This window comes from Kutzneria sp. CA-103260 (assembly GCF_018263855.1).
GTDB lineage: Bacteria > Actinomycetota > Actinomycetes > Mycobacteriales > Pseudonocardiaceae > Kutzneria.
Genome location: NZ_CP073318.1, coordinates 2,381,394 through 2,408,179, shown reverse-complemented (window position 1 = coordinate 2,408,179; position 26,786 = coordinate 2,381,394). Strand labels below are relative to the sequence as shown.

Genomic DNA, 26,786 nt, shown 5'->3' with positions numbered 1-26,786 from the left:
GGCGGTGGTCGGAGCGGTCAACAAGTTTCGGCCCGCGAAATGGTCCATGCCACATATTTCTTCCTACGAAACGATTATCCACCATCACACCCGGCTGCTAGCGTCTGCCAAAGGCCCCGTCGGAGCTCATTTTCCTTAACTCGAAAGGTCTTCCATGTCCGTGTCAGACGAGCTCGCCTTCAGCGACGTGTTCCCCATCACGAATCCGCAGCCCAAGCCACGCGACACCGGGCTCACCGAGGTGCGCACCGCTGCCCGGTCGCTGTCCGACATCCGCGGTTACACGGACACGCTTGCCCCGTACCTCGACAGTGTCAAGTGGACGGTCGGCACTCAGCGCCTGCTGCGCCGCGAGCAGGTCAGCGAGATCAACTCATACCTGCACGAGCACCAGATCGAGGTCTCCAGCGGCGGCATGATCGAGACGGTCATGCCGTACGGGGCGAAGGCGATTCGCCGGTACCTGGAGCAGTCCAAGGAGTTGGGGTTCGACATCATCGAGATCTCCTCCGCGATGGTGGCGATCTCCGTGGAGGACAAGTGCCGGATCGTCAAGGAGGTCCTGGACGTCGGGCTCAAGCCCAAGCCCGAGGTGACCGCGTGGACGCCCGGTGATCGCGGCGTGGTGAGCACGGACAAGGCCGTCCGAGAGACCGAGATGGTGCTGGCAGCGGGCGCCTGGAAGGTGATGGTCGAGGAGGACGGGATCTTCAGCACCGCCAACACCGGCGATCCCAGGGAGAAGTGGAACCAGGACCTCGCATGGCGGCTGGCGACGCGAATCCCGCAGGAGTTCCTCTACTGGGAAGCCAGCTCCCTGGACATCGTGATGTGGTTGATCAACAGCTTCGGACCGGACGTCAACCTCTTCGGCGGCGACGAGCACCTCGGGTACATCTCGTCATTCCGCGCCGGTGCGTTCGTGCTGAACACCGCGGCGATGCGCGACTGACCACCGACATGGCCATCGTCCAGACCAATGCCGGCACCATCCGTGGTGAACGGGATGCCGGTCTGCACGTCTTCCGTGGGATTCCCTACGGGGAGCCACCCACTGGTCCGCACAGGTTCCTCCCGCCTGAGCCACGCAGGCCATGGCCCGGGGTGCGGGACTGCGTGCGATTCGGCCCGTCCTGTCCCCAGGATGAGGTTCCCCCGGTAGCTCGGAGACTTTCAAACATGGTCCGATAGGGTCTGAAGGGAGTCATCCGTGGCAGCACCGAAGAAGTACCCCGACGAGCTCAGGGCCCGCGCGGTCCGGCTGTACCGGGAGTCGGATCCGAAGCCGGTGATCCGCCGGTTGGCCGAACAGCTCGGCGTGCACCCCGAGGCGGTGCGCAACTGGATCCGCCAGGACGAGGCCGACCGCGGCGAGCGGGACGACCGGCCCACGACCAGCGAGTCAGAGGAACTGCGCCGGCTGCGGCGGGAGAACGCGGAACTCAAGCGTGCCAACGAGATCCTTAAGGCCGCGAGCGCTTTTTTCGCCTCGGAACTCGACCCGACCCGGCGACGGTCGTGAAGCTCGTGGGTCAGCTTCGTGGCCGCTTCGGGGTCGAGCCCGTCCTCCGGGTCCTCGGCGTCGCCTCGTCCACCTACTACGGCTGGCTACGCCGCCAGGCCGACCCGTCGCCGCGTCAGCGGCAGGACCAGGCGCTGGTCGCCGAGATCGTCGGCATCCACACCACCTCCGGCGGCACCTACGGCAGCCCGCGAGTACACGCGACGCTGCGCCGGCGCGGGGTTCGGGTGTCCCGCAAGCGGGTGGAGCGGCTGATGCGCGCCCACGAACTGCAGGGCGCGTTCCTGCGTAAGAAGTGGCGCATCCCCTCGACCCGGCGGGATCCTCGGGCCACACCGGCGCCGGACCTGGTCAACCGGGACTTCACCGCCTCGGCGCCGGACCGGCTGTGGGTCGCCGACGCCACCCGCATCCCAACCGGTGCGGGCGCGTTCTGGCTGGCCGCGGTCCGTGACGCGTTCTCCAATCGAATCGTGGGCTGGAAGACCAGCGACCGTTGCGATACCAATCTGGTGCTGGGAGCGTTGGAGTACGCGATCTGGTCGCGCGACGTGCGAGACGGCCAGTTGATCCACCACAGCGACCGCGGCTCGACCTACACGTCGTTCCGGTTCGCGCAACGCTTGGCGGACAACGGGATTCTGCCGTCGATGGGCTCGGTGGGTGACTCCTACGACAACGCGTTGATGGAAAACTTCTTCTCCACGCTGAAGATCGAGTTGGTGTATCGGCACTCGTGGCGCACCCGCGAGGAGGCCGAGAACGCGATCTTCGGCTATGTCGACGGCTGGTACAACACCGACCGTATCCAGAAGCAGCTCGGCTGGCTCAGCCCTGACGAGTACGAAGCCGCCTGGCACACCACCCAAACCGGACACGGCGAGCCATCTATGATCCCTGGGACCTCGACAAGAGCCAGGTAACCAATCCCTCCGAGATTTCGGGGGAACCTCAGGACCCGATGTCGGAAACCGAGCCTGGCCATCCACGCCAGGACGCCCCAGGCGTGGATGGCCAGGCTCGGTTGGCCGGCTGTCGAACAATGGCAGAGCGAGGACTGCCTCACGCTCAACGTCTGGACACCGGCCCTCGGCCCGACGTCCAGACCGGTGCTCGTTCGGTTCCACGGCGGCGGATTCCGAGCGTGGTCGAGTTCGGCGCCGTCGTACCACGGCGCCGAACTGAGCCGGTACGGCGACGTCGTTGTGGTGACGGTGAACCACCGCCTCGGCGTGCTGGGGTATCTCTACCTCGGCGACGGCCCCGGTGTTCGTCTACGTCGTCGCGTGGGGCAGTGCGGCCGAAGACGGCTGGATCAAAGCGGTGCACACGATCGACGTGCCGCTGACCATGCGCACCGCCAAGGCAGCGGCGCCGTGGATCGCCGACGCGCACGATCACCGGAAGCTGACCGAACGGATGAGCCGGGCCTGGCTCGCCTTCGCCCACACCGGCGATCCGCACGAACCCGTCAACCCGCCGTGGCCGCCGTTCACCTCGGCCCATCGGCACACGATGATCTTCGACATCGAGCCCTACGTCGCCGAGGATCCGTTCGGCGACTCCGTCGTGTTCCCAGCCTGAACACGACGGACGTCAGGCGAGGTGCGACAGGCGGCCGGCGCCCTGGACCTGAGGCGGCAGCAGCGCGCTGATCTCCGCGGCCGTCCGCACTACCTCAGGCGCCAGCCGCCCTTCCAACTCGGGCAGGCTCACGCGCTGCACCGAGACGGACAGGTTCACCGACGCGACCGGGTGCCCCGTGGTGTCCAGGATCGGCGCCCCGACCGACCGGTGCTCGATGGTCGTGCCCTGGTCGTTGAGGGAGTATCCGCGCGCTCGAGTCGCCGCCAGCTCGGCGGCCAGCCGGTCCTTCCGCACCGATTTCCCGGTGAGGCGCGCGGGTTTGGCGGCACGGACGATCTCGGCGACCACGTCCGGCTCCTCCCACGCCAGGATCGCGCGCCCAAGGGAGGAGATGGTGGCGGGCATCCTGCTGCCGATATAGGTGGTCGTGCTCGGGTAGGACAACGAGGGCACGCGAGCGACGACCACCACCTCCGGTCCGGTCGGGATGGCGAGCTTGATGGTCTCGTCGGTCCGGTCCCGCAGCGCGACCAGGTAAGGTTCGGCGAGCTCCGGCAAAGTCATCGCCGACAGGGTCGCCAGGCCGACGGACAAGGCCCGCGGGCCCAACCGGTATCCCTTGGTGCTCGGATTGCGCACCAGGTAGCCGGCCTCGATCAGGGTGAACCCGATCCGCAGCGCGCTGGGTTGCGTGACCCCGGCGGCCTCGGCCACGTCCCGAAGCGCAAGCTCTCGCCGGTGCGGGCCGAACGCGTCCAGCACCGCCAGGCCCCGCGCCAGCGCGGTGATGCGGTACTCGGGCCGTTTGTCGGTTCCCTTGGCGGGCCTGCCCATGCTCTGCTCCTCCGTAGCCGCCACGCCATTTCTTTGTGCGCAACGGCGTGGCGCTATGTGTATCCCAGTGTAGTGGCCTGGGCGCGTCGGGGGCATGGCTGCGCAGGCACAAACGCAGTCAAGGAGTGGCGGTCCACCGCGTCAAATAGTTTCGCAGGACGAAATACCTCACCGGGCCGGGTGAATGCGATTGCCCGCGCGGGTTGTTCGGCGGGGCGCCTGTTTCGGCAGGCGTAACGAGTCGACCGAGCGATCTTCGTGGTGTTACGTTCTGCGCCATCGACCAGATCTCTTTGACAGGTGTTCCATGGCCTCTGTGAGTGGTCCTCAGGAGAAGCGACCCCAGCGGGAGCGCAACCTCATCCCCGACGTCGAAGGACCGATCACTGGGGGACGCCACGGCCGGCCGTTCGCCAGCTGGCCCGATCAGTTGGGTGACTTGGCGGCGCTCGGCTACCGCGAGGAGGAGTACTTCGTCTCGGGTGAGGCACAACGGTTCGAGGCGGTGGGCGATCTCGGCTCGGACGGGCGGTGGACCGTGCGTCGCACAGCCGCGGCGGCCTACCGAACACGGATTCTCGTGCGGCGCCCCGAGGACCCGGCCCGGTTCAACGGCACTGCTGTCGTCGAATGGGTGAACGTGTCGAGCGGGTTCGAGATCCCGTTCCTGCAGACGACGGGAATCCTGGACGGGTTCGCGTACGTCTCCGTCTCGGCGCAGCCGGTCGGGGTGCACGGCTTCGCCCACGATTCGCAGGGACTCGTCGCGTGGGACCCGGACCGTTACGGCTGCCTGCACATCGCCGACGAGTCACTGTCCTACGACATCTTCACCCAGGTCGGCCGGCTTCTGCGCGCCGCGGGGACCGCGCCGTTGGGCGGGTTTCCGGCGCGCAGGCTGATCGCGACGGGCGGGTCACAGTCGGGCTCACGCCTGGTGGCTTACCTCAACGCGATCCAGACGGGGGAAGGCATGTTCGACGCCGTTGTGCCGATGCTGGTGGCGGGCCGTGGCTCCGACTTCCTCGCCGACACCGCGCACCACGATCCACGGGATCGTTCCGCTGCCCGACGCGGCCAGGGTTCGCGTGCGGTCACCACCCAGGTTCGCGACGACCTGACCACACCGGTGATCATGGTCAACACGGAGTCCGAGGCGCAGATGAACCACCCGGTGCGCCGCGATGACTCCCCGTCCTTCCGTTACTGGGAAGTGGCCGGCGCCACGCACGGCCCGCGCAGGCAAATGGAGCTGTACATGGCGGTTGCACGGCGCGACGGGATCGCCGTTCCCGGCCCGGCGCGGCGGAAGGGCAGTCTCGTGGACTGGCTGCCGGTCGCCGACGCAGTGCTCCACCAGGTCCACGAGTGGATCAACGGCGGCGAGCCGCCGCTGTTGCAGCCGCGGTTCGAGATGACGACCGGGCCCGACGGCAAGCCGGAGTTCGTGCGGGACTCGCACGGGCTCGTCGTGGGCGGCGTTCGCCAGCCCGAAATCGAGGTTCCCCTTGCGCGCAACGGAGGCGACGTGACCTCCGGGGCTGGTGGATTCCACGAGCCGTTCTCCGCCGACGAGCTGCGGGCGCTGTACCCCTCCCGCGAGGACTATCTCGCCCGGGTGCGCAAGGCCGCGGCCGCGGCCCGCGAGCGCGGCGTGATCCTTCCCGCGCGGGCGGACGCCTGCGTTGCGGAGGCGGAAGGCGCACCAGTGCCCCCGCAATGAGTCCATTGCGGGGGCACCGCCACGTTTCCCTCGGCTGTCGGCCGCCGGACCTGTTCCCCGGCGGCCGACATCGTGGCATCAGCCCTGGGCGCGCGGGCCCTTCTCAGCGTCGGCCAGGTACTCCTGGCCGCACACCGGCAGCAGCAGCCCGCTCATCTGGCAGTCGTCCACGGCCGCCCGGACAGCGTCGACGTAGTGCTCGTCGGTCGGATACAACGTGCGCAACTGCTCCTGGGTGAACGGCTTGCGCACACCGGACACGGGGTTGCTCACGGTCTCGAAAGTCGCCGTCGGGACCGCGATCTCGGGCATCCGCACCCCGCCGAGAGCATTGCCGTGCGCGTCAGTCACAATCGCCCGAGGGTCGGTGCCGCGCAACAACCGGGGCTGCCGCTGCAACGGCGCCCCACCACCGATCCAGTCCACCATCGTCACCGCCGCGGCCTCCATGATCGGCATGAAACGCACCATCCGCTGCGCCGACCCACCGAAGCTGAAGGGATCCACGACCCCGTCCCGCGCCGAGATGTCGCCCCGATAGCCGGTGTCACAGGCGGACCCGTGCACCGTGCCAGCGACCTCCCACACCCGCAGCCATGCACTGTCCGGCTGCGGCTGGACCCGGAACATGCGGGCCTCCGTCTCGGACAGCACAATGAGCACCGGGACCTCGACGTCGTCCCGGATCGTGGTGTTCACGATCCGGGAGTAGAACCGGCGATTGTAGTCCTCTTTGGACTCTCCGGGGATGATCTCCGGGTTGTGGAGCTCGCTGCCACCGCCCACCAACACGCAGGGCATGAACCCGGAGAAGAACCCGGCCAGCGGGTGCACGGCGTTGATATAGGTGGCCAGCCGCGCGGCCGACTGCGACTCGCCGGTGGCAATGCAGTGCCGCACGTCCAGCCCTGGCAGCGGATCCGCGCCGGTCCGCGACCTCGCCGAGGCGAGCGCGCGGGCGACCTGAGTGAAGATGTCGTAGGAGTAGCCGTCACCGGGGATGTGCAGCGACCCGTACCGCTCCGGGTCCCACCTCGTCAGGCCCGTGTCCGGGTAGCGGTCGAGGCCTTCGATCCCCATCTTCTGGGCGGAGATCGCGGCGTAGGCGAATCCGGACTTGTAGAAGCGCTCGTTCACGGCGTTGGAGATGTCGATGAACGCGGACACGTTGGTCCACTCGCACAGCACGATGCCATTGAACTTCGCCGGGTCCTTGGGCCGGTGCACGACCACCCTGGTCCTGTAGTCGGTGTGTCCGTCGGGCACCACCCGCCATTTCCCGTCGGCCGACAGCTCTCCGACCGGCCGGTACATCTCGGCCACGCCGGAGACGAAGTACTCCTCCTCGACATAGCCGTGCTTGTCCAGCCCGTCACCGAAGAATCCGCCGAACACCTGATCGCGCCGGCCCCCGGTGACCGGACCTTCCACATGCGCCACTGAATGCCCTCTTCCCGTTGGGGCGGCGCCCGACGACGTGCCAGGCGCCGCCTCCGCGACACCTCACGCTCGGGCACATCCCCCGACAGCGTCAAAATCTTTCGCCGTACGTAACGGTCGGATCCGCCGCCGTTTCTTCTGCCGAGACGATTTGACAAGATCCGCGACCTGACGGACCGGTAGAACTAGATGCGCCTGGCGGATTCGCGCACACGGCGCCGCCGCAGAACGAGCAGTACGAGCGCCGCGGTGCTGATCAGGCCCGAGGCGCTGAACAACAGCGGGGTTTGCCAGTCCGATGGCGGCTGCTGTTCGGCTGCCGGCTTCGGCGGCGCGGGCGTGGTATAGCCGGACAGCTTCAGCGTCGGGGCGGGAAACTCGTCCGATGAGTTCGGTTGGTCCCAGTCCACGACGGTGCCGTCGGAGTAGGTCTGGTGCGCGGCGAAGGCGATCGACGGCTGGTCCGGCAGCATCGCGGCCCGAACGGTGAAGTCCGCGGCCTGGTCCGGCCCGATCGCATCGCGGGCGTCGGCCGTCCACACGATCTCGCCGGCGCCCTGCCGCACGGTCCAGCCCGGCTTGGGGTCCACCGAGCTCACGGTGACGCCGGAGGGGATGCGCACCGACACCCGGACCGTGGTCGCCACCTCCTTTTCGCTGGGCACCCGGAAATCCAGCGTCGCCGGTTGGCCGGCCACCGCCTGCGGCGCGGACACGCGCACGTGCGCTGCGGCGGTGCCGGCGGCGAGCAGCATCAGCGTGACGACGCCGCAGGCGGTCAGCACGGAACGCATGTCAGCAGCAGCAATCGCAGTAGAAGAGATCGGCCGCGGTCACGGCCTGCGCGTCGTCGGCGGTGGACACCGGCCGCTCGGTGCCGCCGATCGGCACGATCGCCACCGACGTGCCGTCGAACTGCGCGAACGCCAGCACCTGCGGCGCGTTGCCATTGCCGTCGGTCGCGAACGTGACGACCTTGGTCCGGGTGCCGTCGGCGGCCATACCGTAGGCCTGGTAGGTGGTGCTCGGCCGCAGTCCCCGTGCCTGCAGATCGATCATGTCCAGGCCGGCGACCGGTCGGATCGTCGCCTCCAGGGCGCGCCCCTTGACCGGGTCCATCGTGTCGCCGGGCGTGCCGTCGGGCAGCGTGGTCGGCACGTTGTGCGCCTGCTGTCCCAGTCCCTGACGGCCGAGATTCGGGGCGCCACCGTTCGGCGCCGCGTCGGGCACGTACACCAGCGCCTGCGGCTCCTGCCCGACCGCGATCGTGTCGATCACCTTGTTCGTCGCGGTGTCCACGACGTCGACCGCATCCGACTTCTCCAGACCGATGTACAGACGGCTGCCATCACCGCTGGGCCACACGCCGTGCGGGGCGTGGCCGTTGTCCTGGATGGCGCCGACCAGCGCCGGGTTGCCGCTGGATCGCTTGTACACCACCGTCTTGTCGAGTCCACCGACCGTGACGTAGGCGTACTGGCCAGCGAAGTTCGGGTGGTTGGTGTCCGGCCCGGTCTTCAGTACCGTCTTCACCTTGCGGTGCACCAGGTCCACGACCGTGGTCAGCCCGGCTCGCTTGTGCGGCACCCACAACTCGGCGCCGTCCGGTGAGATCGCCAGGTCGGAGGAGAACGCGTCGCCCAGGCCGGTGATGTGGTCGACGACGCGGTGCGACGCGACGTCCACGACGGTGATCTCGGCCTCGGTCAGGTGGTTGACGTAGGCCAGTTTCCCGTCCGGGCTCATGACCACTTTGGACGGATTGGCGCCCACGTTCAGGTCCGTGACAACACCGCCGTGCACCGCGTCCACGATCGTCACGGTGTCCCGGCCCCGGTCGGCGACCCAGAACTGCTTGCCGTCGCGGGTGAACCAGCCCTCGTGCGAGGCCCGGCCGACGTCGGTGTGGTTGAGCACCTTGTTGGTCGCGGTGTCGACAATGTCCACGGTGTCACTGCCGATGCTGACCACGGCCAACTTGCGGTGGTCGTCGGAGAACGCCAGGCCGTGCACGTTCTCGTCGCCGAGGTACTGCGGGTTCAGCGTGGTGGACAGCCGCTGGGCGCCCAGCGCGATGGTGCCCAGCACCTTGTCCGTGGACGGGTCGATCACCGTGACGGTGTTGGACGTCTGGTCCGCGGTGTACACGCGGTCGCGGGAACTGACCGGGATCGGCGTGCTGCGCACCGGCTGCGGCTGGGCCGCCGACTGAGCGGTGGCCGCGCCTGCGGCCAGCAGCGCCGCGCCGGCCGCGGCGACCGCTAGCGCACCGCCCGCGATCAGGCCGATTCGGTTGACACGCATAAGGTTTTCCTCCTGTTGATGGGCGTGCGGCAGCGCCGGGCCTGCCGGTCCGGTGCCGTGTCGGTGTGGGATCAGCCGGTGGTCGGCGGGGAGACGGGGATCCGGGCGACCGGTGTGGCCCCCGTACCGTCCATGATCAGCAAGGTCGCGATGGCGTCCCGGTTCATGGACGTGACCATGCGGGTGTGCACGGGCTGGCCGGTCGGTGACTGCACGCTGCCGGCCGGCGCGCGGCGACCGGTGGCGTCCTCGGTCACCATGTCGTAGCTGCGGCCCGGTTCCAGACCGGACAGCGCGACCGGCACTTCGGTGCCCCACGAGTGCTGGATCATCGAGCCGTCCCGGCTCAGCGCCACCACGCTGGCCGGCCCGGACGCCGGCAGCGTCGTCGGGAGGATCACGATCGCGGCAATGGCCGCCGCGGCGGCCAGGCCGAGCGCGGCCCGGCGACGGTTTCGACGCCGCCGCGCCGTCGCGACCTGCCGGCCGATGCGGGCGCCAAGGTCCGGCGACGGTCCGGGCAGGTCGTCGTGTGGCGGCCGCCATCCGGCCTCGGCCACCGCCGGGTCGGCGCGCCCGAGCACGTCGGCGATCTCGGCGATCTCCCGGCGCTCCCGGCCGCACTCGTCGCACTCGGCCAGGTGCCGGTTCAACCGCCAGGGCAGCGGCTGGCCGAGCATCAGCAGTTCGGTCATCTCCGCGCGTGCCTCGCGGCAGCTCACGCTTGCCATCCGTGCTCCTCAAGGATCAGCCGCAGTGCGCGGACCCCGTAGTACAGCCGACTGCGCACCGTGGAGGCTGGCAGTCGCAGCTGCCGGCTCAGCTCGGCACAGCTACGGCCGTTGAAGTGGACCTCGACCACGGTCTGGCGGTGCTCTGGACTGAGCCCCTCCAGCGCCTCGCTGACCTGGATGCTGGTCAGCAGCCGGTCGACCGGGTCGTCGTTCGACGGCTCGGTCGCGGCGCCGGCCGAGGCGTGTCCCGCGCGCCGCCGCGCCGCGTCGGAAACGACGTTGCGGGCGATCGCGAACAGCCAGGTGCGCAGTGAGCCCCGCTCGGGATCGAACCGGCGGGCCGCCTGCCAGGCCTTGACGAAGGTCTCCTGCACGACGTCCTCGGCGAGCTGCCGGTCGTCGAGCGCGCCAAGCGCGAAGCCGAACAACTCGCCCGCGTAACGCTCATACGCCTGCTGGACGTGCCGCTCGGTCCGCAGCGACTCCGGCACCACTCGCTCCGGGTCTCGGGACCACAGCCTGCGCACCGCCACGTGACGTTCCCTGTCCTCGTCCACTTACTTACGCAGGGGGATACCGAACAGACAGCCGGTATCGACGAACCCACAGTGTGTGACACCGAACACACAGTCTATTGGTGACCCGCCAAGACAGACAGCCCACTCGCGGGATGGCGGGTCGACGCCGCCGGAATGCCTGAAAACGATTACCGGCGGATGGACGCCGTAGACTGCGCCTAGTCTCATGGGAAAGCGCTTACCAAGGGAGTCTGGTGTCGACTGTGCTGAGCGATCGGATCGGGCTGTGCTCGGTGACCTTCCGCGCGATGCCGGCCGGGCAGGTGGCGCAGGACGCTGCCGCAGCCGGACTGCGCATCGTCGAATGGGGCGCCGACGTGCACGCGCCGCCGCACTCGGCGGACGACCTGCGCCGGGTGCGTGAGCAGACCTCCGCAGCCGGCTTGACGACCTGTTCCTACGGCTCGTACTGGCGCGCCGGCCGGGACAGCGCCGAGGAACTCGATGCCCTGACAGCGGCCGCGTGCACACTCGGCGCGGCGCGGATCAGGGTGTGGGCCGGTGTCGAAGGCTCCGCCGACGCCTCCCGGTCGACACGCTCGCGCGTGACCGCGTCCCTTCGCGAGGCGGCGACGATCGCGGCCGCCCGGGGACGCTCGCTCGCGCTGGAGTTCCACTCCGGAACGCTGGCGGACAGGCCGGAGGCGGCGCTGCGGCTGCTTGACGACGTGGGGCACGACGCGCTGTCCACCTACTGGCAGCCCCCGGTCGACGAACCGGACCACCGCGCGCTGCGCGGCCTGAGCCTGATGCTCGATCGCGTGAGCGCGATCCACGTCTTCTCGTGGTGGCCGGGGCAAACCCGGCTACCTCTGCGCGAACGCGAGCGGTTGTGGCGGCCGGCGCTCGAACTCGTCGCGCAGGCCCGGCCGGTCGACCTCCTGCTCGAGTTCGTCCCGGACGACGACCCAGCCGTGCTGGCCCGGGAGGCCGGGGATCTGTCGCGCTGGCTCGGATCGTGAGCGGGAAACAGGTCGTTGTTTCCAGGCTCAGACCCGGGCCAGCCAACCGCGCAGCAGGGCACAGAACTCGGCCGGTCGCTCTTGGCGCAGGTAGTGGCTGCCGACCGCGCCGTCAGCCAGGTACATCGAGTGGTACAGCTGCGCGAGCACTCGACCGTCGGCACCGTAGGCCGGCGCGTCCATTACCGGTCAATCCACTGTGGCGAGCAGGAGGCAGGTGAGTTCGCCAGCGGCGTCGCGCGCTTCGAAGCCGGTGAGCGTGATCCCCTCCTCAGGGACCGGAAACGCCATCACATTCGCGCCGGACTGCTGGTCGGCGACACCGTTGAACCAGTTTCCCTTCCTGGCAAGGGCTTCCTCGGTTAGGATCGTTCTCTCGACGTTGAGGATGAAGCCGCTCTTTTCGGCGCCGTTGAACGCCCAGTGCGGGAGCGTCGCCCGCGATGCTCGTTCGTCCCACAAGCAGGCGTAATTGTCAATCTCCATGTAATCATCGTATCCCTCGTCCCATTCGGCCCCGACTATCCTTTCGGGCTCGACAATCGGCATGACGAGTGTGGTCGCACGATATTCCACACTGTCCTCGTTCCGGTATGCGCGGCTTCCAACGTAAACGGGGTACACGCCGACGGGCACATCATGGACAAACGGAGCGTCTCCCGAAAGCTCGGGTGTCATCCAGCCCACCGTGCCGTCGACCACAACGAGGTCTCCGGCATAGTCGAACCACTCAGCCCCAGCGGCCCCACCTCCCGTGAGCTCAGTGCACAGCGGTCCACCGACATGCCACACGAGTTGGTCTATTTCTGCACTCATGGAATGTGATCCTCTCAACCAGGAAGGTGATGTCACGAAATTGAAAAGCTCGCCCGGACACCTACATAGCCGATTGCAAACGGCGGCGCAACACGTGGATATCGCGAAATACGTCCGGTTCGGTCTCGGACGTGGCGTCCATCATGCGCTTCGCGCCGCGCGTCGGTGTCGACCTCCCACTGCGAGCCTGTGCGCGGGCCGCACGGCCGTCCCGTGCAGTTCGTCGGCGTGCGTCACGGCAGCTGATCATGACAGCGGACGTGCGAGATCCACGTGAGACACACTGGTCACGGATCTGGCCCAGCTACCCGGAATGCGGTTGTCGGCCGAGGGACATCCCGGCGAGCATGGCCACATGCGGCACACCCGGCTCGGCTCGTCCGGCCTGCGCGTCTCCCGGATCTGCCTCGGCATGATGAGCTACGGCGCTCCCCCGGAAGCCGACTGGATGCTCGACGAGCAGGCCGCGGAGCCGATCGTGCGGCGCGCGGTAGACGCCGGCGTCACCTTCTTCGACACCGCCGACATGTACTCCGACGGCGCCAGCGAGGAGCTGACCGGCCGCCTGCTACGCAAGCTGTTCGCCCGCCGCGAGGACTACGTGCTGGCTACCAAGGTCTACTGGCCAACCGGCCCCGGCCCCAACGACCGCGGCCTGTCCCGCAAGCACATCACGGACGCCATCGACGCCTCGCTGCGCCGGCTTGGCACGGACCACGTCGACCTGTACCAGATCCACCGCTGGGACTACGAGACACCGATCGAGGAAACCATGGCCGCGCTGGATGACATTGTGCGGTCAGGGAAAGCACGCTACATCGGCGCGTCCGCCACCTACGCCTGGCAGCTCACCAAGGCGCAGTACACCGCCCGGCGGGGCGGCTGGACCAGGTTCGTGTCCATGCAGAACCGCTACAACCTGGCCTACCGGGAAGAGGAACGGGAGATGATCCCCTGCTGCCTCGACCAGCAGGTCGGCGTCCTGCCGTACAGCCCGCTGGCCCAAGGGCTGCTGGCCGGGAACCGGGACCGGTCCGGCCGGCACACCGCCCGCGCCCGTCGCTCCCGCGCCACCGACCACGACGAGATGGACTTCGAGGTGGTCAACGCCCTGCGCGCGGTCGCCGACCAGCGAGGCCTCCCACCGGCCCAGATCGCGCTGGCCTGGCTGCTCGGCAAACCCGGTGTCAGCGCGCCGGTTGTGGGCGCGACCAAGCTGGCGCACCTGGACGACGCGGTCGCGGCCGTGGAGGTGACGCTGACCGACGAGGAGGTCGCCATCCTGGAGGCCCCGTACCGGCCCCATCCGATCCTGGGCCACTCCTAGAGCCTTGGGGAGCCGAGGACGGCGCACAACATCTGTCCACCGCGGACGCTGGACTTGGTCGCACTCACCGAAGCGTTCCGGAAGCCAAGTGCGGCTCGGAGAGCAGATCCCGGCCGGGCGCCATTTACGCAACGCAGGCGGGTTGTCCTTCCCGCGGCACCGCCACGCCCAGGTCCCGCCATCGACGTTGAGTCATCGAACCGATCACCGCCAGCAGCAGGATCAGGCCCGCGACAGGAAAGAACGGGATCGGCCCGAACCGGTCGACCACGAACGCGCCGAATGCGACGGAGACCGGGAAGATGCCGAAACCGGCCAGCAGCAACAGGCCCATGACCCGGCCGAGCAGGTTCGGCGGCGCCCAGCGCTGGAGCGCGGTGATCATGACTACGTTGGCCATGCCGTTGAACAGCCCGTAGCCGAACAGTCCGACCCCCACAGCGATCGCACCGCCCAGGTAGGGCGTGACGGCGATCATGCTCGCCTCCGCGAGGCACACCGCCGAGCAGAGGACCGCCGGTCGCCGAGGCCGACTCAGCTGGGCGGCGCCCAGGGTTCCCAGCAGGGCGCCTGCTCCCAGCGCGGCGATCAGACCGCCGAAACCGACCGCTCCGGTGTTGAGCGGGCCGTGCGCCAGCGCTGGGACGGCGACCTCGCTGAGCCCACCGGTGCCGAAGTTGCCGGCCAGCGTGACCACGAGAACCACCAGCAGCGCCGGCTCCCCTCGGAGCAACTGGCGCAGCGTCGTCCTGGCCGGGACGGCGTTGCCGGAATCCGCTGCCGGGGCGGGCGTCGAACGGCGTTTGGCCGACCGAATGCGGGCGAGTGAGAGCGCCGAGAGCGCGAAGGTCGCCGCGTTGACCACGAACGCGGCTGCGATGCCGAGCGATCCCACGACGACGCTGGCAACCGCGGGCCCGATCAGCAGAGCGAGTTGGGTGCCGCCGGCGGTGAGCGCGTTGCCGGCCGGTAGTTCCCGGTCCGGTAGCAGGGTCGGCGCGATCACGAACGACGCGGGGAGGAACAGCCCTTGCCCGGCGCCGAGCACGATCGCGATGGGCACCAGCGACTCAGCCCGTGCCGGACCGAGCAGCGCGACGACCGCCAGCGCGGCCGCGCCGACCGTGCGCACGACGTCCGAGGCCATCATCACGGTCCACGGCCGCCACCGGTCGCTCGCCGCGCCGCCGAACGCCATCAGCACGGTGCGAGGCAGGCCGTAGGCGACCAGCACGGTGCCCAACAGCAGAGTCCCGCCGCGCTCGGCCAACACGTACCAGGGCAGGGCGACCGCATAGCAGGCGTCGCCGATGTTCGAGGCGAGTTGCCCGGAAACCAGATATTGGAAGTCGCGGTGGCGCAACGGCGCCAGGCTGCGCGTCATCCGCATCGCGTCGAAACCTCCGCTGATCTCTCGGAACTTCTCGACGGCCGCAATGGCCAGACAATCCGGCACACCGGGACAGTATTGCCACTGGCCATCGCTTCGCCACCGGCCGTTCGGGCACATCGGCGTGCAACCACGATTGTTCGTTCGAGCAGGCGTTTACGGGAACTCGATTGGTCACGAGGGCAGACCTCTGCCCGGCCGCCGACGGCCGGATGTATTTGTGACCGACGCAAGTACGATCGGCCGAGATCCCGTCACCGGTGCAGTGACGGTTGGGGCGAAAGAATTTCGACACGGACTGGAGCACAGATTGAGCACGGCTATCCAACACGGGCCGATCGCTGTGGTCGGTATCGGCTGTCGATTTCCCGGCGGAGTCACCGGTCCCGACAGCTTCTGGGACCTGCTGACCAGTCGGGTCGATGCGATCGGACCGGTGCCACCGGACCGATGGGACGTCGAGCGCCTGTTCGCCACGGACCACCGCGTGCCGGGCCGGATCACGATGCGCGAGGGCGGGTTCCTCGACCGGGTGGACGCGTTCGACGCCGGATTCTTCGGCCTCTCCCGCCAGGTGGCCGCCCAACTCGACCCGCAGCAGCGACTTCTGCTCGAGGTCGCCTGGGAGACGTGCGAGGACGCCGGCATCCCGATGGCGGATCTCGCCGGCGTGCGCACCGGCGTGTTCGTCGGCGCCAGCAGCCAGGACTACGCGCAGATCCAGACCGCGGCGGGCGAGGGCGAGGCGATGGGGGCGCACGCCGCCACCGGCATGTCCACCAGCCTGTTGGCCAACCGGATCTCGCACGCCTTCGACCTGCGCGGGCCGAGCATGGTGATCGACACCGCCTGCTCCTCCGCGCTGGTCGCGACGCACTCGGCCTGCCAGAGCATCTGGGCGGGCGAAGTCGACGCGGCGCTGACCGGTGGGGTCAACCTCATCCTCACACCCGGTTTCGGGGTGGCGCTGAGCCAGGCCGGCATGCTCGCGGCCGACGGCCGGTGCAAGGCGTTCTCGGCCGCCGCCGACGGCTTCGGCCGCGGCGAGGGGGCCGGGCTGGTGCTGCTCAAGCCGCTGGCGCACGCCCAGCGCGACGGGGACCGGATCTACGCCGTCATCCGGGGCACCGCGGTCAACCAGGACGGGCACACCCTCGGCATCTCGCTGCCGAGCGGCCCGGCCCAGCGGTCCAATGTGGACACCGCGTTGCGGGTGGCCGGGATCGACGCGGCCGAGGTCGGTTATGTGGAGGCGCACGGCACCGGAACCGCGGTCGGCGACCCGGTGGAGGCGACCGCCCTGGCCGCCGTGCTCGGCAACGGCCGGTCGGCCGACCGGCCGTTGCTGGTCGGCTCGGTCAAGACGAACATCGGCCATCTCGAGGCGGCGGCCGGGATCGCCGGCCTGATCAAGGCGGTGCTCGCGGTCGGCCGCCGCCAGGTGCCGGCCAACCTGCACTTCGACGAACCGAACCCCGAGATCGACTTCACCGGTCTCGGCCTGCGCGTGCCGACCGCGCTCACCCCGTGGCCCGAGCACCTGCCGACTGCGGTGGCCAGCGTCAACTCGTTCGGTTTCGGCGGCACCAATGCCAACGTGGTGTTGGCTGAAGCCCCGCCGGTTCCCACGGCCGGCCCCGGTCGGGTGGACAACCGTCCGGCGCTGCTCACGTTCAGCGCCCGCAGCGAGACCGCGCTGCGCCGACTCGCGGCCGTGTACGCGGACCGACTGACCGGTTCCGAGCTACCCGGCGGGGACCTGGAAGGGTTGGCCGTGCTGCTGGCTCGCCGGCGCGGTCACCACGGGCACCGGCTGGCGGTGGTGGCCGTCGACGCGGCGGACGCCGTCACCAAGCTCCGTGGCTACGCCGACGGCGACACCCGCCCCGGCGTGTTCGCCGGCGCACCGACCGGCCGCCCGGCCGGCAAACTCGGCTTTCTGTTCAACGGACAGGGCCCGCAGTGGTGGGCGATGGCCCGGTCGCTGATCGAGACCGACGAGGTGTTCCGGTCGACCGTGCTCCGGTGTGACGAACTGGCCCGCCCCCACCTGGGCTGGTCCGTGCTGGACGCGCTGCTGGCCGACGAGTCGGGCAGCCGGGTCAACGAGACCTTCTGCCTGCAGCCGACCGTGTTCGCGGTCCAGGTCGCGCTGGCCGAGTTGTGGCGCAGCCAGGGCGTCAGCCCGGACGGCGTGCTCGGCCACAGCGTCGGTGAGTACGCCGCCGCCTATCTCAGCGGTGCGGTCGATCTGCCGTCGGCGGTGCGCCTGATCTGCCGCCGGGCGCTGGTGCATTCCCGTGCCGACGGCCGCGGCGGCATGATGTTCGTCGCGCTCGGCGCCGACGCGGCGCGGAAGGTGTGCGCCGAGACCGGGAACCAGGTCTGCGTGGCGGCCGAGAACAGCCCGCGCGGGTCGACGCTGTCCGGCTCGCACCCGGAGTTGGACCGGGTGGCCACCCTGCTCGAACAGCGCGGTGTGTTCGCGCGCAAGCTGCGCGTCGCGTGTCCCTGCCACAGCCCACAGATGGACCCGCTGCGCGAGGAGCTGGTCGGTGAACTCGCCGGTGTCGCCGGCGAGCCGACCACGATCCCGATGTACTCCAGCGTGCACGCCCGTCGGATCGCCGGCGGCGAACTGGACACGGACTACTGGTGGCGCAATTTCCGCCAGCCGGTGCTCTTCGAGGGCGCGCTGCGGGCCATGCTGGACGACGGCTACGACGCGTTCGTCGAACTCAGCCCGCATCCGGTGTTGCTCAACGCGGTCCGCGAGATCCTCGACGACACCGGGCACGCGGCGGTCGCCGTCGGTTCGCTCCAGCGCGGCGGCGACGACCGGGTGCGCCTGCTCGAGTCGCTCGGCGCGCTCTACGCGGCGGGCCGGGAGGTCGACTGGACCCGCCGGCACCCCGGCCCGGTCCCGGCGGCGGCGTTGCCCGGCCCGGTGTGGCAGCACGAAGCGCACTGGAACGAGACGCCGACCGCGCGGGCCCGGCGCACCGGCGGCCAGCCGCACCCGATGCTCAAGCCGGTCGACGCGGCCCGGCCGACCTGGGAGATCCGCTGGGACGACCACCGCCTGGCCTGGGTACGCCAGCACGAGCTGTTCGGCACGGTCATCGTGCCGGGCGCCGCGTACCTGGAGGCCGCGCTGGCCGCCGCCCGCGAACACCTCGACGCCCCGGCCGCGCTGGAGTTCGTGGACTTCGAGCGGTCCTGCGCGCTCCAGCCGGACGACGTGCAGATCGGCCGGATCGAGCTGGACCCCGAGGACGGCACCTTCGAGCTGCACCACCGCTCGTTCAACGGGGACACGTGGGCACGCACGGTGCGCGGCCGCTACCACCGCGAGCCGGCGCGCGACCACCGGGTCGACCTCGACGCGGTCCGGCGGCGATGCGCCACCCGACACTCGCACGATCAGGTGTACGAGGCGTTCAGCGCGTGCGGCTACGTGTACGGACCCGCGTTCCGCGGCATGACCGAGCTGCGCACCGGCGAGGGCGAAACCCTGGTCGACCTTCTCGTGCCGAACGAACTCGCGGCCACGCTCAAGCACTACGTGCTGCACCCGGCGCTGCTCGACGTCTGTATCCAGACCGCCGTGCTGGACGGCAATGCCCGCCGGGCCGCCGATCTGATCCCGGTCAACTACGTGCCGTCCGGAGTGGACGCCGTGCGGGTGTATAGCGACGGCACACCGGCCCACGCCCACGTCCGGGTGCACACCAGGGACGCGTACGCCCTCCACGCGGACATCGCTGTGCTGGACGCCGACGGCGTCGTGCTGGCCGAGCTGATCGGCATGCGTGGCGCCCCGGTGCCGCGGCCGGAGAACCCGGACGGCGCGGTCCAGGACCACTTCTACCGGATGCGCTGGCGTTCCTCGGTCCGCCCGCCGACGAGCGCGGTCACCCTCGGCGCCGAGGCCGCGGTGGCCGAACTGCGTCTGTTTCCCGCCGCTCTGGCCGGCGACAGCTCGCAGTACCGGGCCGACCTGCGCGAGCTCTGCGCCGCGTACCTGGCCGACTGCTTCGCCGGCTTCGGCGCCGAGCTGGCCACCGGCCGCACGATCGCGGTCGACGACCTGGTGGGGCTGCTCCCGCTCTACCGCCCGGCGGCGGCGGGCTTCCTGCGCTTCCTGGCCGACGGCGGGATCCTGGCCCACCGCGAGGACGGCTCGTTCCGGGTGCTGTGCGACGTCGCCCCCGACCACGCCGTCCACTGGGCACGGATGGTGGCGGCCTACCCCGACTCGCTCGGCGAACTGCGCCTGCTCAACAAGACCGCGAGCCACCTGCATGCTGTGCTGACCGGCACGACAGACCCGCTCCAGCTGCTGTTCCCCGAGGGCGACCACGGCGAAGCCGAGCGGTTCTTCCAGACCTCCAAGGCGGTCCGCTTCCACAACGACGTCGTCCGGCAGGCCCTTGAGCGGATCTCGGCCGCCGCGACGCCCGGCCGCACCCTGCGCATCCTGGAGATCGGCGCCGGCACCGGCGGTCTGACCGCGGCTGTGCTCCCCGTGCTGCCGCCGGGGCGCACCGAATACGTGTTCACCGACATCTCAGCCGCGTTCACCGAGCGGGCCCGGGACCGCTTCCGCGACTTCCCGTTCGTCGAGTACCAGGTGCTCGACCTGGACCGCGACCCCGTCGACCAGGGCTTCCAGCCGCACTCGTTCGACCTCGTCCTCGCGTCCGACGTCGTGCACGCCACGCCCGAACTGCGCCGCACGCTCGGCTCGCTGCGCGGCCTGCTCGCTCCCGGCGGTCTGCTCGTGCTGGCCGAGGTGATGCCCGGCCGGATCTGGGCCGACCTGACGTTCGGCCTGACCAAGGGCTGGTGGTCGTTCACCGACCGGGACGTGCGCACCACCGGCCCGCTGCTCAGCGCCGACCAGTGGGTCGAGCTCCTGCGTGACGGAGGATTCTCCGAAGTCGCCGCGGTCGAGGACCGGACCGGCAACGACACCGCCCCGCACACGGTCCTGTTCGCCACCGGACCGTCGATCGGCCGGCCCGCCTCGCCGCCGGCGCCGCCGGCCGCCGACTGGGCGATCCTCGGCGACGACGCCGCGCTCGCCGCCGCGCTGGCCGTCCGGGTCCGCGAGCATGGTGGCCGCGCCCGGATCGTCCCGCCCGGCGATCCGGTCGATTTCGGCGACCTGCGGCCGTCTCACGTCGTCCAGTTGTGGAACACCGGCGACAGCGACGCCGCCGACCCCGGCGCCGTGATCCAGGACCGCTGCGTCGAGCTGGCCGATGTGGTTCGGGCGTTGCGGGCCGTTCCGGTCGAGCAGAGCCCCCGGTTCGTGCTGGTCTCCAAGGGCGCGCACAGCCTGCACGGCGAGCCGGTCCGGCTCGGTGGTACGTCGGCGTGGGGCATCGGCATGGCCGCCCGGCTGGAGCTGCCGCACACCCGCGCCGTGATGATCGACCTGGATGCGACCGCCGGCGGCGATCTCGACCAACTGTGGGCGCAGCTGTGCCTGGACGACGGCGAGTACGAGATCGCGCTGCGGTCGGGCGAACGGTACGTGCGCCGCATCGTCCGGCACCCGGCCTCGGCGGTGCTCGACCGGGTCGACGCCCGCACGCTGCCCGAGGACCACGCGCACACCCTGGTGACCGACCACCCTGGCCAGCTGGACGAGCTGCGGTGGGCGGCCGAGCCTCGGAGGACCCCCGCTGCGGGTGAGGTCGAGATCGAGGTCGACGCAGTCGGCCTGAACTTCCGCGATGTGCTGGTCGCGCTGGGCCGGATGCCGTCGACAGCCGGCGGCCGCGGGCTGCGGATGGGCGCCGAGTGCGTCGGCCGCGTCACCAGGACCGGCACCGGCGTCACCGGGCTGCGGGTCGGCGACGAGGTGGTCGCGGTCGACGCGGCGATGAGCACGCTCTGCTCGCACGTCACCGTGAACGCGACGTGTGTGGCGGTCAAGCCGGCTCGGCTGTCCACCGCCGAAGCGGCCACGGTTCCACTGGTGTTCCTCACCGCCGCGATCGGACTCGGCCGGCTCGCCGCGCTGCGCCCCGGCGAGCGGGTGCTGATCCACTCCGGCGCCGGCGGGGTCGGGCTGGCCGCGATCCAACTCGCCAAGGAACTCGGGGCGGAGGTGCTGGCTACCGCGGGCAGCCCGGAGAAACGGGAGCTGCTGCGCTCGCTGGGCGTCAAGCACGTGTTCGACTCGCGCTCGCTGCGCTTCGCCGACGAGGTTCGGGCGGTAACCGACGGCGCCGGGGTCGACGTCGTGCTCAGCGCGGTCGGCAGCGAGGCGACGGCACGCAGCATCGCCTGTCTGGCACCGTACGGAAGGTTCGTCGAGATCGGGCAGCGCGACCTGCGGGCCGACCGGCGGCTCGGGTTGCGGCCGTTCACCCGCAACCTGTCCTACGCCAGTTTCGACCTGCAGCAGATGATCGCCGAGCGGCCGGCCGTGGTCGCCGAGGAACTGCGGGCGCTGCTGGCCCGGTTCGAGGACGGGACGCTGCGGCCGCTGCCGCACCGGGTCTACCACCCGTCGCAGGTCCGGGCCGCCTTCCGGCACCTCGCCGCCGGCGAGCACATCGGCAAGCTGGTGCTGGCGATGAGCGAGCGCGACCTGCCGGTGACGCCGCTCCCGCCGCCCGGTCCGGAGCGGTTCGCCGGCACCTGGCTGGTCACCGGCGGCCTCGCCGGCATCGGCCTCGAACTGGCCGGCCGACTCGCCGAGGCCGGGGTCCGGCACCTGGTGCTGGTGGGCCGCCGCGCGCTGCCGAGCCCCGGGACCGAGGAAGCGCTCGACCGCCTGCGCGCGGCCGGCGTCGAAGTGCTGGCCGAGGCGGTCGACGTGACGTCGGCGTCCCAGGTCGACGCGCTGATCGCCCGGATCGACCGGGAGTTGCCGCCCCTGCGGGGTGTCCTGCACTGCGCGATGGTCATCGACGACGGCCCGTTCACCGAACTGGAAGAACGCCGGTTCCGCAGGGTTCTCGAACCCAAGGTGCGCGGCGCCTGGAACCTCGATCGGGCCACCGCCGGTCACGACCTCGACGCGTTCGTGCTGTTCTCGTCGACCACCTCGCTGCTCGGCAACGCCGGCCAGGCCAACTACGCCGCCGCCAACGCGTTCCTCGACCAGTTCGCCGAGTACCGCGCCGCGCTCGGCCGTCCGGTGCTGACCGTCAACTGGGGAGCCATCCACGGGGCCGGCTACCTGACCCGCAACGAGCACGCCGCGCGGGCGCTGGCCGCGTCCGGGGTCGGCCACCTCACCACGGACCAGGTGTTCGAGGCGATGCGGTCGCTGTGGCGCGGTGGCTCGCCCCGGGTCGGCGTCACCAAGGTCGACTTCGCCCGGATCATCCGCCACTTCGGCCTGGACGCCGACCACGAGCACCGGTACGCCGAGGTGCTGGCCGGCGACGAGCTGGGCCGGCGGACCGACGCCGACGGGCGGTCGACCGTCCAGCGGCTGCGGGCGTTGGACCGTGACGCCCAGGTCGAGCTGCTCACCGCTCGGATCAAAGCCAGGTGCGCGGCCCTGCTCGGCGTGCCCGAGCCGGAACTGCCGCCGGACGCGCCGCTGACCAGCATGCACATGGACTCGCTGCTCGCGGTCGAGATCAGTTCGTGGATCGAACGGGAACTGGGCGTCACCGTCACGACGATGACGATGATGCGCGGCCCGAGCGTCACCGAGCTGACCGCGCTCGTGCTGGACGGCCTCGATCTCGGCCCGGAGGCCGAAGCCGCCACCCGCACCACGGCGGAGCCGGCGCCCGTGGTCGCCGTCCGACCGGTTCCCGAGCGGCGCCCGGAGGCACCCGACGTCGACGACGAGCCGATCCCGCTCACGGAGCTCCAGGAGGCGTACCTGGTCGGCCGGTTCGACGGCCTCGGCCTCGGCGGCGTGTCCAGCCACGCGTACGGCGAGTACACGATGGCCGAGCTCGACGCGAACAGGGCGATCGTGGCCTGGGACGAGATCGTGCGCCGGCACGCGGCCCTGCGGATGGTCGCCACCCTGGACGGTCGGCAGCGTGAGATCACGCCGACCGCCGCCTGGCAGGTGCAGGTCGACGACCTGCGTGACGATCCGGCGGCGGCGGAGAAGGTCGCGGCCACCCGGGCGCGGATGTCCTGCCAGGTGCTGGACGCCTACCGCGGGCCGTTGTTCGAGTTGCGACTCACGCTGCTGCCCGGCGAGGTGCGCGTCCACGTCAGCTTCGACCTGCTCATGCTGGACGCGCAGAGCATCTTCGTGGTGATCCACGAATGGGGCCTGCGGTACCGGGGGCTCTCGCTGCCGCCGGCCGCGCCGGCCGAGGCGTTCCGGACTTTCGCCAGGGATCGGCGGCGTCGGCTCGACGAGATCGCCAACGGGCCGGACCGGGCCCTGCTGGCCCGGTTGGCCGACGAGTTGCCGCCACCGCCGAAGCTGCCGCTGGCGCTGGATCCCGAAACCGTGCGCCGCCCCGAGTTCACCCGGCGCACCGCCGTGCTCGACCAGGCGGACTGGCGGCGGCTGCGCGACGCCGCGGCGGCCCGGGGAATCACCGTGTCCTCGCTGTTCGGCGCCGCTTTCACCAGCGTGATCGGCCGGTTCAGCGGTGACGCCCCGTTCACCCTCGGCGTGCCCGCCTTCGATGGCCCGCAGGTCGGCCTGTCCGCCCCGGCGATCGGCGAGTTCACCAGCGTGCTGCTGGTCGCGTCGCGGCCGGGGCCCGGTGCGTTCGAGGACTACCTGCGGACGTTCCAGACCTCGTTGCTGTTCGCGCTGGAGCACCGCGAGCTGGGCAGCGTGACGGTGCGCCGGCAGCGGTCGAGGTCGCAGGGCCGACCGCGGCTGCCGGAGTCGGTGGCCCCTGTCGTGTTCACCAGCATGCTGGACAAGGACATCGGCAAGATGGACTGGCTGGGCCGCCGCCTGCACGGCCTGTCGCAGACCCCGCAGGTGTGGCTGGACCACCAGGCCATGCGCTGGGGCGACGACGCGGTGCTGACCTGGGACTCGGTGGACGCGTTGTTCCCCGACGGGCTGCTCGACGAGATGTTCGACGCGTACCTGTCGCTGTTGCGCGGCCTGGCCGCCCGTAGCGACTGGACCGCTGATCCGGCGACGCTGAGCCGGCCGGAGCCGGTGCACGTCACCGAGTCGCCGCGCCTGCACGACCTGGTGCTGGCTCGGGCCGCGGTGAGCCCGAACGCGATCGCGATCCGCACCGACGGGCGATCGTTGAGCTACCAGGAGGTCGCGGACGCGGCGGAGAAGGTGGCGGCGGCGCTGATCTCGGTCGGCCTGTGCGCCGGCGACATGGTCGCGGTCGGCCTGCGCACCGGCTGGGAGCAGACCGCCGCGGTGCTCGGCGTGGTTCGGGCCGGCGGCGTCTACGTCCCGGTCGACCCGACCGCGCCGACCGGGCGGCTGGAGTTGCAGCTGCGCGACAGCACCGCGAGGTTCGCGCTGACCAGCCGGGCCACCGCGGGCAACTGGCCGTCCGGCGTCCGGCTCATCGAGTTCGAGGACGTGCTGGCCAGCGGTTCGGCCGTGGTCAGGGAGCCCGGCACCACCAGTGCTGACCTGGCGTACCTGATCTACACCTCGGGCTCGACCGGGCGGCCGAAGGGCGTCGCGATGGAGCACGGCGCGGCGGTCAACACGATCACCGACATCAACGAGCGGTTCACCGTGGGGCCCGCCGACCGGCTGCTCGCGCTCACCCCGCTCACCTTCGACCTGTCGGTGTACGACGTGTTCGGCACCCTGTCGGCGGGGGCGAGCCTGGTCGTGCCGAGGGCCGAGCACCGTTCCGACCCGAAGCACTGGGCCGACCTCATGGTCCGGCACGAGGTGACGATGTGGAACTCGGTGCCCGCCCTGCTGCGACTGCTCACCGAGACGACCGGCGAGGACATGGACTGGGCCGCCCGGCTCAGCCTGATCATGCTCAGCGGCGACTGGATACCGGTCGAGCTGGCCCGGCGGCTGCGCGGGCGGCTCCCGCACACCCGGCTGATCAGCCTCGGTGGGGCCACCGAGGCGGCGATCTGGTCGGTGCTGCACGAGGTCGAGCAGGTCGATCCGACGTGGCACAGCATCCCCTACGGCAAGGCGATGCGCGGCCAGGGCGCGGTCGTGCTGACCGAACGGCTCGAACCGGCGCCGCCGGGCACCGCCGGCCCGCTGTTCCTGTCCGGCGCCGGACTGGCCCGCGGCTACTGGGGCGACGACGAGCGGACCCGGCGCAGCTTCCCGTTGCGGCCCGGCACCGGCGAACGGCTCTACCGCACCGGTGACCTGGCCAAGGTCGGCCCGGACGGGGTGCTCGAACTACTAGGTCGGGAGGACCAGCAGATGAAGATCCAGGGCCACCGGATCGAGCCCGGTGAGATCGAGAGCGCGCTGGCGCGGCTCGGCGGGGTCCGCGACGCGGTCGTCGGCGCCGAGGGCGCGCGCGACCAGGACCGCCGGCTCGTCGCGGTGGTCCGGTCCCGTCCCGGCGCGGTGCTCGACCCGACCCGACTGCGGGCCGAGCTGGCCGGGGAGTTGCCCCGTTACCTGGTGCCGGATCTGATCAGAGTGGTCGAGGACTACCCGCTCACCGCGAACGGCAAGGTCGACCGGGGCGCCCTGTTCGGCGAGGGGCCCGCACCCTTGGCTGCCGGGACCGACGTGGCCGACAGGGTGAACTCGGTCCTGACAGCGGTGCTCGCCGGCACCGAACTGGACACTGGTGATCTGTCCCGGATCGACTTCGGCGCCGTGGGGTTGACGTCGATGCACCTGATCCGCATCGCGAACGGCCTGTCCTCGGAGTTCGGCTCCCACCCCAGTCTCGAGATGCTGTACGAGATGCGCTCGGTCGACGACCTGGCCGCTTTCTACGCCGGCGACGCCCCCGCTCCGACCGAGGAACCGGCGCCGCAACCGGTGCTGTTCGACGCGGAGGCTCGGGAGGAGGCCAAGGAGCAGGCTCGCCGCCGGCACGCCACGCAGCAGGCCGGCATCGGCCTGCCAGCCGGCGCCGCCCCGGACCATCGCCGGCGCAGCGTGCGCAAGTTCAGCGGATCCAAGATCCGGCTGGACGCGTTCGGCGGACTGCTCACCCAGCTGCGGCAGTGGACCGAGGAGGGCGTCGTTCGGCGGGCTTGGGGCTCGGCCTCGGGCATCTACCCGGTCGACGTCTACGTCCAGGTGCACAACGCCGGGGTGAGCGCCCTCGCCGACGGCGTCTACCGGTACTCCCCCGATGAACACCAGCTCGTTCCGGTCAGCGACGCGCCGCTGGTGCAGGCCGGGCACCACCGCACCAGCGTCAACCGGGAAGCGCACGAGACCGCCGGATTCGCGCTCTTCCTGGTCGCCGACACCGCCGCCCTCGAGCAGCTCTACGGCGAACGGGCCGAGCCGTTCTGCCTGCTCGAAGCGGGCGCGATGGCCCAACTGCTGACCACGGCGGCGGCCGACCACGGCATCGACACCTGCCAGATCGGCATGGTCGACTTCCGGGACGCCAAGGCGGCGCTCGGCCTCGGGGAGAGCGAGAAGCTGCTCTGCACGATTCTCGGCGGTTCACAATGA

At 70.5% G+C, this 26,786-nt stretch carries 18 protein-coding genes and 1 pseudogene; 10 read left to right on the top strand and 9 right to left on the bottom strand.

Going from position 1 to position 26,786, the window contains the following annotated elements; translation table 11 throughout:
* Positions 1 to 154: 154 nt before the first annotated feature.
* The 6 genes and pseudogenes from JJ691_RS10460 to JJ691_RS52160 all read left to right on the top strand — a co-directional run bounded on the left by JJ691_RS10460 (position 155) and on the right by JJ691_RS52160 (position 3,106).
* Positions 155 to 952 carry a phosphosulfolactate synthase gene (locus JJ691_RS10460; protein ID WP_211768581.1) on the top strand — a complete coding sequence of 266 codons (798 nt, stop codon included), beginning with the start codon at positions 155 to 157 and terminating at the stop codon, positions 950 to 952.
* Between the two features lie 8 nt (positions 953 to 960).
* Positions 961 to 1,191, top strand: a complete 231-nt coding sequence (locus JJ691_RS10455; RefSeq protein ID WP_211768580.1) for a carboxylesterase family protein — start codon at positions 961 to 963, stop codon at positions 1,189 to 1,191.
* Between the two features lie 19 nt (positions 1,192 to 1,210).
* On the top strand, positions 1,211 to 1,522 hold the full coding sequence (locus JJ691_RS10450) for a transposase (RefSeq protein WP_211768579.1): 312 nt from the start codon (positions 1,211 to 1,213) through the stop codon (positions 1,520 to 1,522).
* Positions 1,523 to 1,527: 5 nt separating this feature from the next.
* Positions 1,528 to 2,445: an IS3 family transposase gene (locus JJ691_RS10445; protein ID WP_211768578.1), complete on the top strand. Its 918-nt coding sequence runs from the start codon at positions 1,528 to 1,530 to the stop codon at positions 2,443 to 2,445.
* 87 nt (positions 2,446 to 2,532) lie between these two features.
* Positions 2,533 to 2,769, top strand: a pseudogene (locus tag JJ691_RS52165) (carboxylesterase family protein); the annotation flags it as partial.
* Between the two features lie 19 nt (positions 2,770 to 2,788).
* Positions 2,789 to 3,106: a carboxylesterase family protein gene (locus tag JJ691_RS52160; RefSeq protein WP_249227815.1), complete on the top strand. Its 318-nt coding sequence runs from the start codon at positions 2,789 to 2,791 to the stop codon at positions 3,104 to 3,106.
* Between the two features lie 12 nt (positions 3,107 to 3,118).
* On the opposite strand, the gene JJ691_RS10435 is transcribed toward JJ691_RS52160, so the two are convergent.
* Positions 3,119 to 3,943, bottom strand: a complete 825-nt coding sequence (locus tag JJ691_RS10435; protein WP_211768576.1) for an IclR family transcriptional regulator — start codon at positions 3,941 to 3,943, stop codon at positions 3,119 to 3,121.
* 184 nt (positions 3,944 to 4,127) lie between these two features.
* Here JJ691_RS10435 and JJ691_RS10430 point away from each other — a divergent pair, with 184 nt between their 5' ends.
* On the top strand, positions 4,128 to 5,666 hold the full coding sequence (locus tag JJ691_RS10430; protein WP_306291360.1) for an alpha/beta hydrolase domain-containing protein: 1,539 nt from the start codon (positions 4,128 to 4,130) through the stop codon (positions 5,664 to 5,666).
* Positions 5,667 to 5,744: 78 nt separating this feature from the next.
* Here JJ691_RS10430 and JJ691_RS10425 read toward each other — a convergent pair whose 3' ends face one another.
* The 5 genes from JJ691_RS10425 to JJ691_RS10405 all read right to left on the bottom strand — a co-directional run bounded on the left by JJ691_RS10425 (position 5,745) and on the right by JJ691_RS10405 (position 10,677).
* Positions 5,745 to 7,097: an alpha/beta hydrolase domain-containing protein gene (locus JJ691_RS10425; protein WP_211768574.1), complete on the bottom strand. Its 1,353-nt coding sequence runs from the start codon at positions 7,095 to 7,097 to the stop codon at positions 5,745 to 5,747.
* A gap of 194 nt (positions 7,098 to 7,291) precedes the next feature.
* Complete coding sequence (locus tag JJ691_RS10420) at positions 7,292 to 7,900, bottom strand: YcnI family copper-binding membrane protein (protein ID WP_211768573.1); 609 nt, start codon at positions 7,898 to 7,900, stop codon at positions 7,292 to 7,294.
* Between the two features lies 1 nt (position 7,901).
* Entirely contained in the window at positions 7,902 to 9,410 is a 1,509-nt protein-coding gene (locus JJ691_RS10415) for a beta-propeller fold lactonase family protein (protein WP_211768572.1), read from the bottom strand.
* Between the two features lie 71 nt (positions 9,411 to 9,481).
* Positions 9,482 to 10,141 carry a hypothetical protein gene (locus tag JJ691_RS10410; protein ID WP_211768571.1) on the bottom strand — a complete coding sequence of 220 codons (660 nt, stop codon included), beginning with the start codon at positions 10,139 to 10,141 and terminating at the stop codon, positions 9,482 to 9,484.
* The gene (locus JJ691_RS10405; protein WP_211768570.1) at positions 10,129 to 10,677 is read right to left on the bottom strand and encodes a sigma-70 family RNA polymerase sigma factor; all 549 of its coding nucleotides are present in this window, start codon (positions 10,675 to 10,677) and stop codon (positions 10,129 to 10,131) included. The genes JJ691_RS10410 and JJ691_RS10405 overlap by 13 nt, the downstream gene beginning before the upstream one ends.
* A gap of 239 nt (positions 10,678 to 10,916) precedes the next feature.
* On the opposite strand from JJ691_RS10405, the gene JJ691_RS10400 reads away from it, so the two are divergent.
* Positions 10,917 to 11,684, top strand: coding sequence for a sugar phosphate isomerase/epimerase family protein (locus JJ691_RS10400; protein ID WP_249227814.1), 768 nt, complete (start codon positions 10,917 to 10,919; stop codon positions 11,682 to 11,684).
* Positions 11,685 to 11,711: 27 nt separating this feature from the next.
* Here JJ691_RS10400 and JJ691_RS10395 read toward each other — a convergent pair whose 3' ends face one another.
* Positions 11,712 to 11,867 (bottom strand): hypothetical protein, encoded by a 156-nt coding sequence (locus JJ691_RS10395; protein ID WP_211768569.1) that lies wholly within the window; start codon positions 11,865 to 11,867, stop codon positions 11,712 to 11,714.
* Between the two features lie 6 nt (positions 11,868 to 11,873).
* Positions 11,874 to 12,500, bottom strand: coding sequence for a hypothetical protein (locus JJ691_RS10390; RefSeq protein ID WP_211768568.1), 627 nt, complete (start codon positions 12,498 to 12,500; stop codon positions 11,874 to 11,876).
* Positions 12,501 to 12,855: 355 nt separating this feature from the next.
* Here JJ691_RS10390 and JJ691_RS10385 point away from each other — a divergent pair, with 355 nt between their 5' ends.
* The gene (locus JJ691_RS10385) at positions 12,856 to 13,827 is read left to right on the top strand and encodes an aldo/keto reductase (protein WP_211768567.1); all 972 of its coding nucleotides are present in this window, start codon (positions 12,856 to 12,858) and stop codon (positions 13,825 to 13,827) included.
* Between the two features lie 124 nt (positions 13,828 to 13,951).
* Here JJ691_RS10385 and JJ691_RS10380 read toward each other — a convergent pair whose 3' ends face one another.
* Complete coding sequence (locus JJ691_RS10380) at positions 13,952 to 15,283, bottom strand: MFS transporter (RefSeq protein ID WP_211768566.1); 1,332 nt, start codon at positions 15,281 to 15,283, stop codon at positions 13,952 to 13,954.
* Here JJ691_RS10380 and JJ691_RS10375 point away from each other — a divergent pair.
* Positions 15,264 to 26,786: a non-ribosomal peptide synthetase/type I polyketide synthase gene (locus tag JJ691_RS10375; RefSeq protein WP_249227813.1), complete on the top strand. Its 11,523-nt coding sequence runs from the start codon at positions 15,264 to 15,266 to the stop codon at positions 26,784 to 26,786. The two genes, JJ691_RS10380 and JJ691_RS10375, sit on opposite strands and share 20 nt — an antisense overlap.

Coding starts and splice junctions, on each gene's coding strand:
- JJ691_RS10460 (WP_211768581.1), top strand. CDS start 155: ATGTCCGTGTCAGACGAGCTCGCCTTCAGCGACGTGTTCCCCATCACG.
- JJ691_RS10455 (WP_211768580.1), top strand. CDS start 961: ATGGCCATCGTCCAGACCAATGCCGGCACCATCCGTGGTGAACGGGAT.
- JJ691_RS10435 (WP_211768576.1), bottom strand. CDS start 3,943: ATGGGCAGGCCCGCCAAGGGAACCGACAAACGGCCCGAGTACCGCATC.
- JJ691_RS10430 (WP_306291360.1), top strand. CDS start 4,128: ATGCGATTGCCCGCGCGGGTTGTTCGGCGGGGCGCCTGTTTCGGCAGG.
- JJ691_RS10420 (WP_211768573.1), bottom strand. CDS start 7,900: ATGCGTTCCGTGCTGACCGCCTGCGGCGTCGTCACGCTGATGCTGCTC.
- JJ691_RS10415 (WP_211768572.1), bottom strand. CDS start 9,410: ATGCGTGTCAACCGAATCGGCCTGATCGCGGGCGGTGCGCTAGCGGTC.
- JJ691_RS10410 (WP_211768571.1), bottom strand. CDS start 10,141: ATGGCAAGCGTGAGCTGCCGCGAGGCACGCGCGGAGATGACCGAACTG.
- JJ691_RS10395 (WP_211768569.1), bottom strand. CDS start 11,867: ATGGACGCGCCGGCCTACGGTGCCGACGGTCGAGTGCTCGCGCAGCTG.
- JJ691_RS10390 (WP_211768568.1), bottom strand. CDS start 12,500: ATGAGTGCAGAAATAGACCAACTCGTGTGGCATGTCGGTGGACCGCTG.
- JJ691_RS10385 (WP_211768567.1), top strand. CDS start 12,856: ATGCGGCACACCCGGCTCGGCTCGTCCGGCCTGCGCGTCTCCCGGATC.
- JJ691_RS10375 (WP_249227813.1), top strand. CDS start 15,264: ATGGCCAGACAATCCGGCACACCGGGACAGTATTGCCACTGGCCATCG.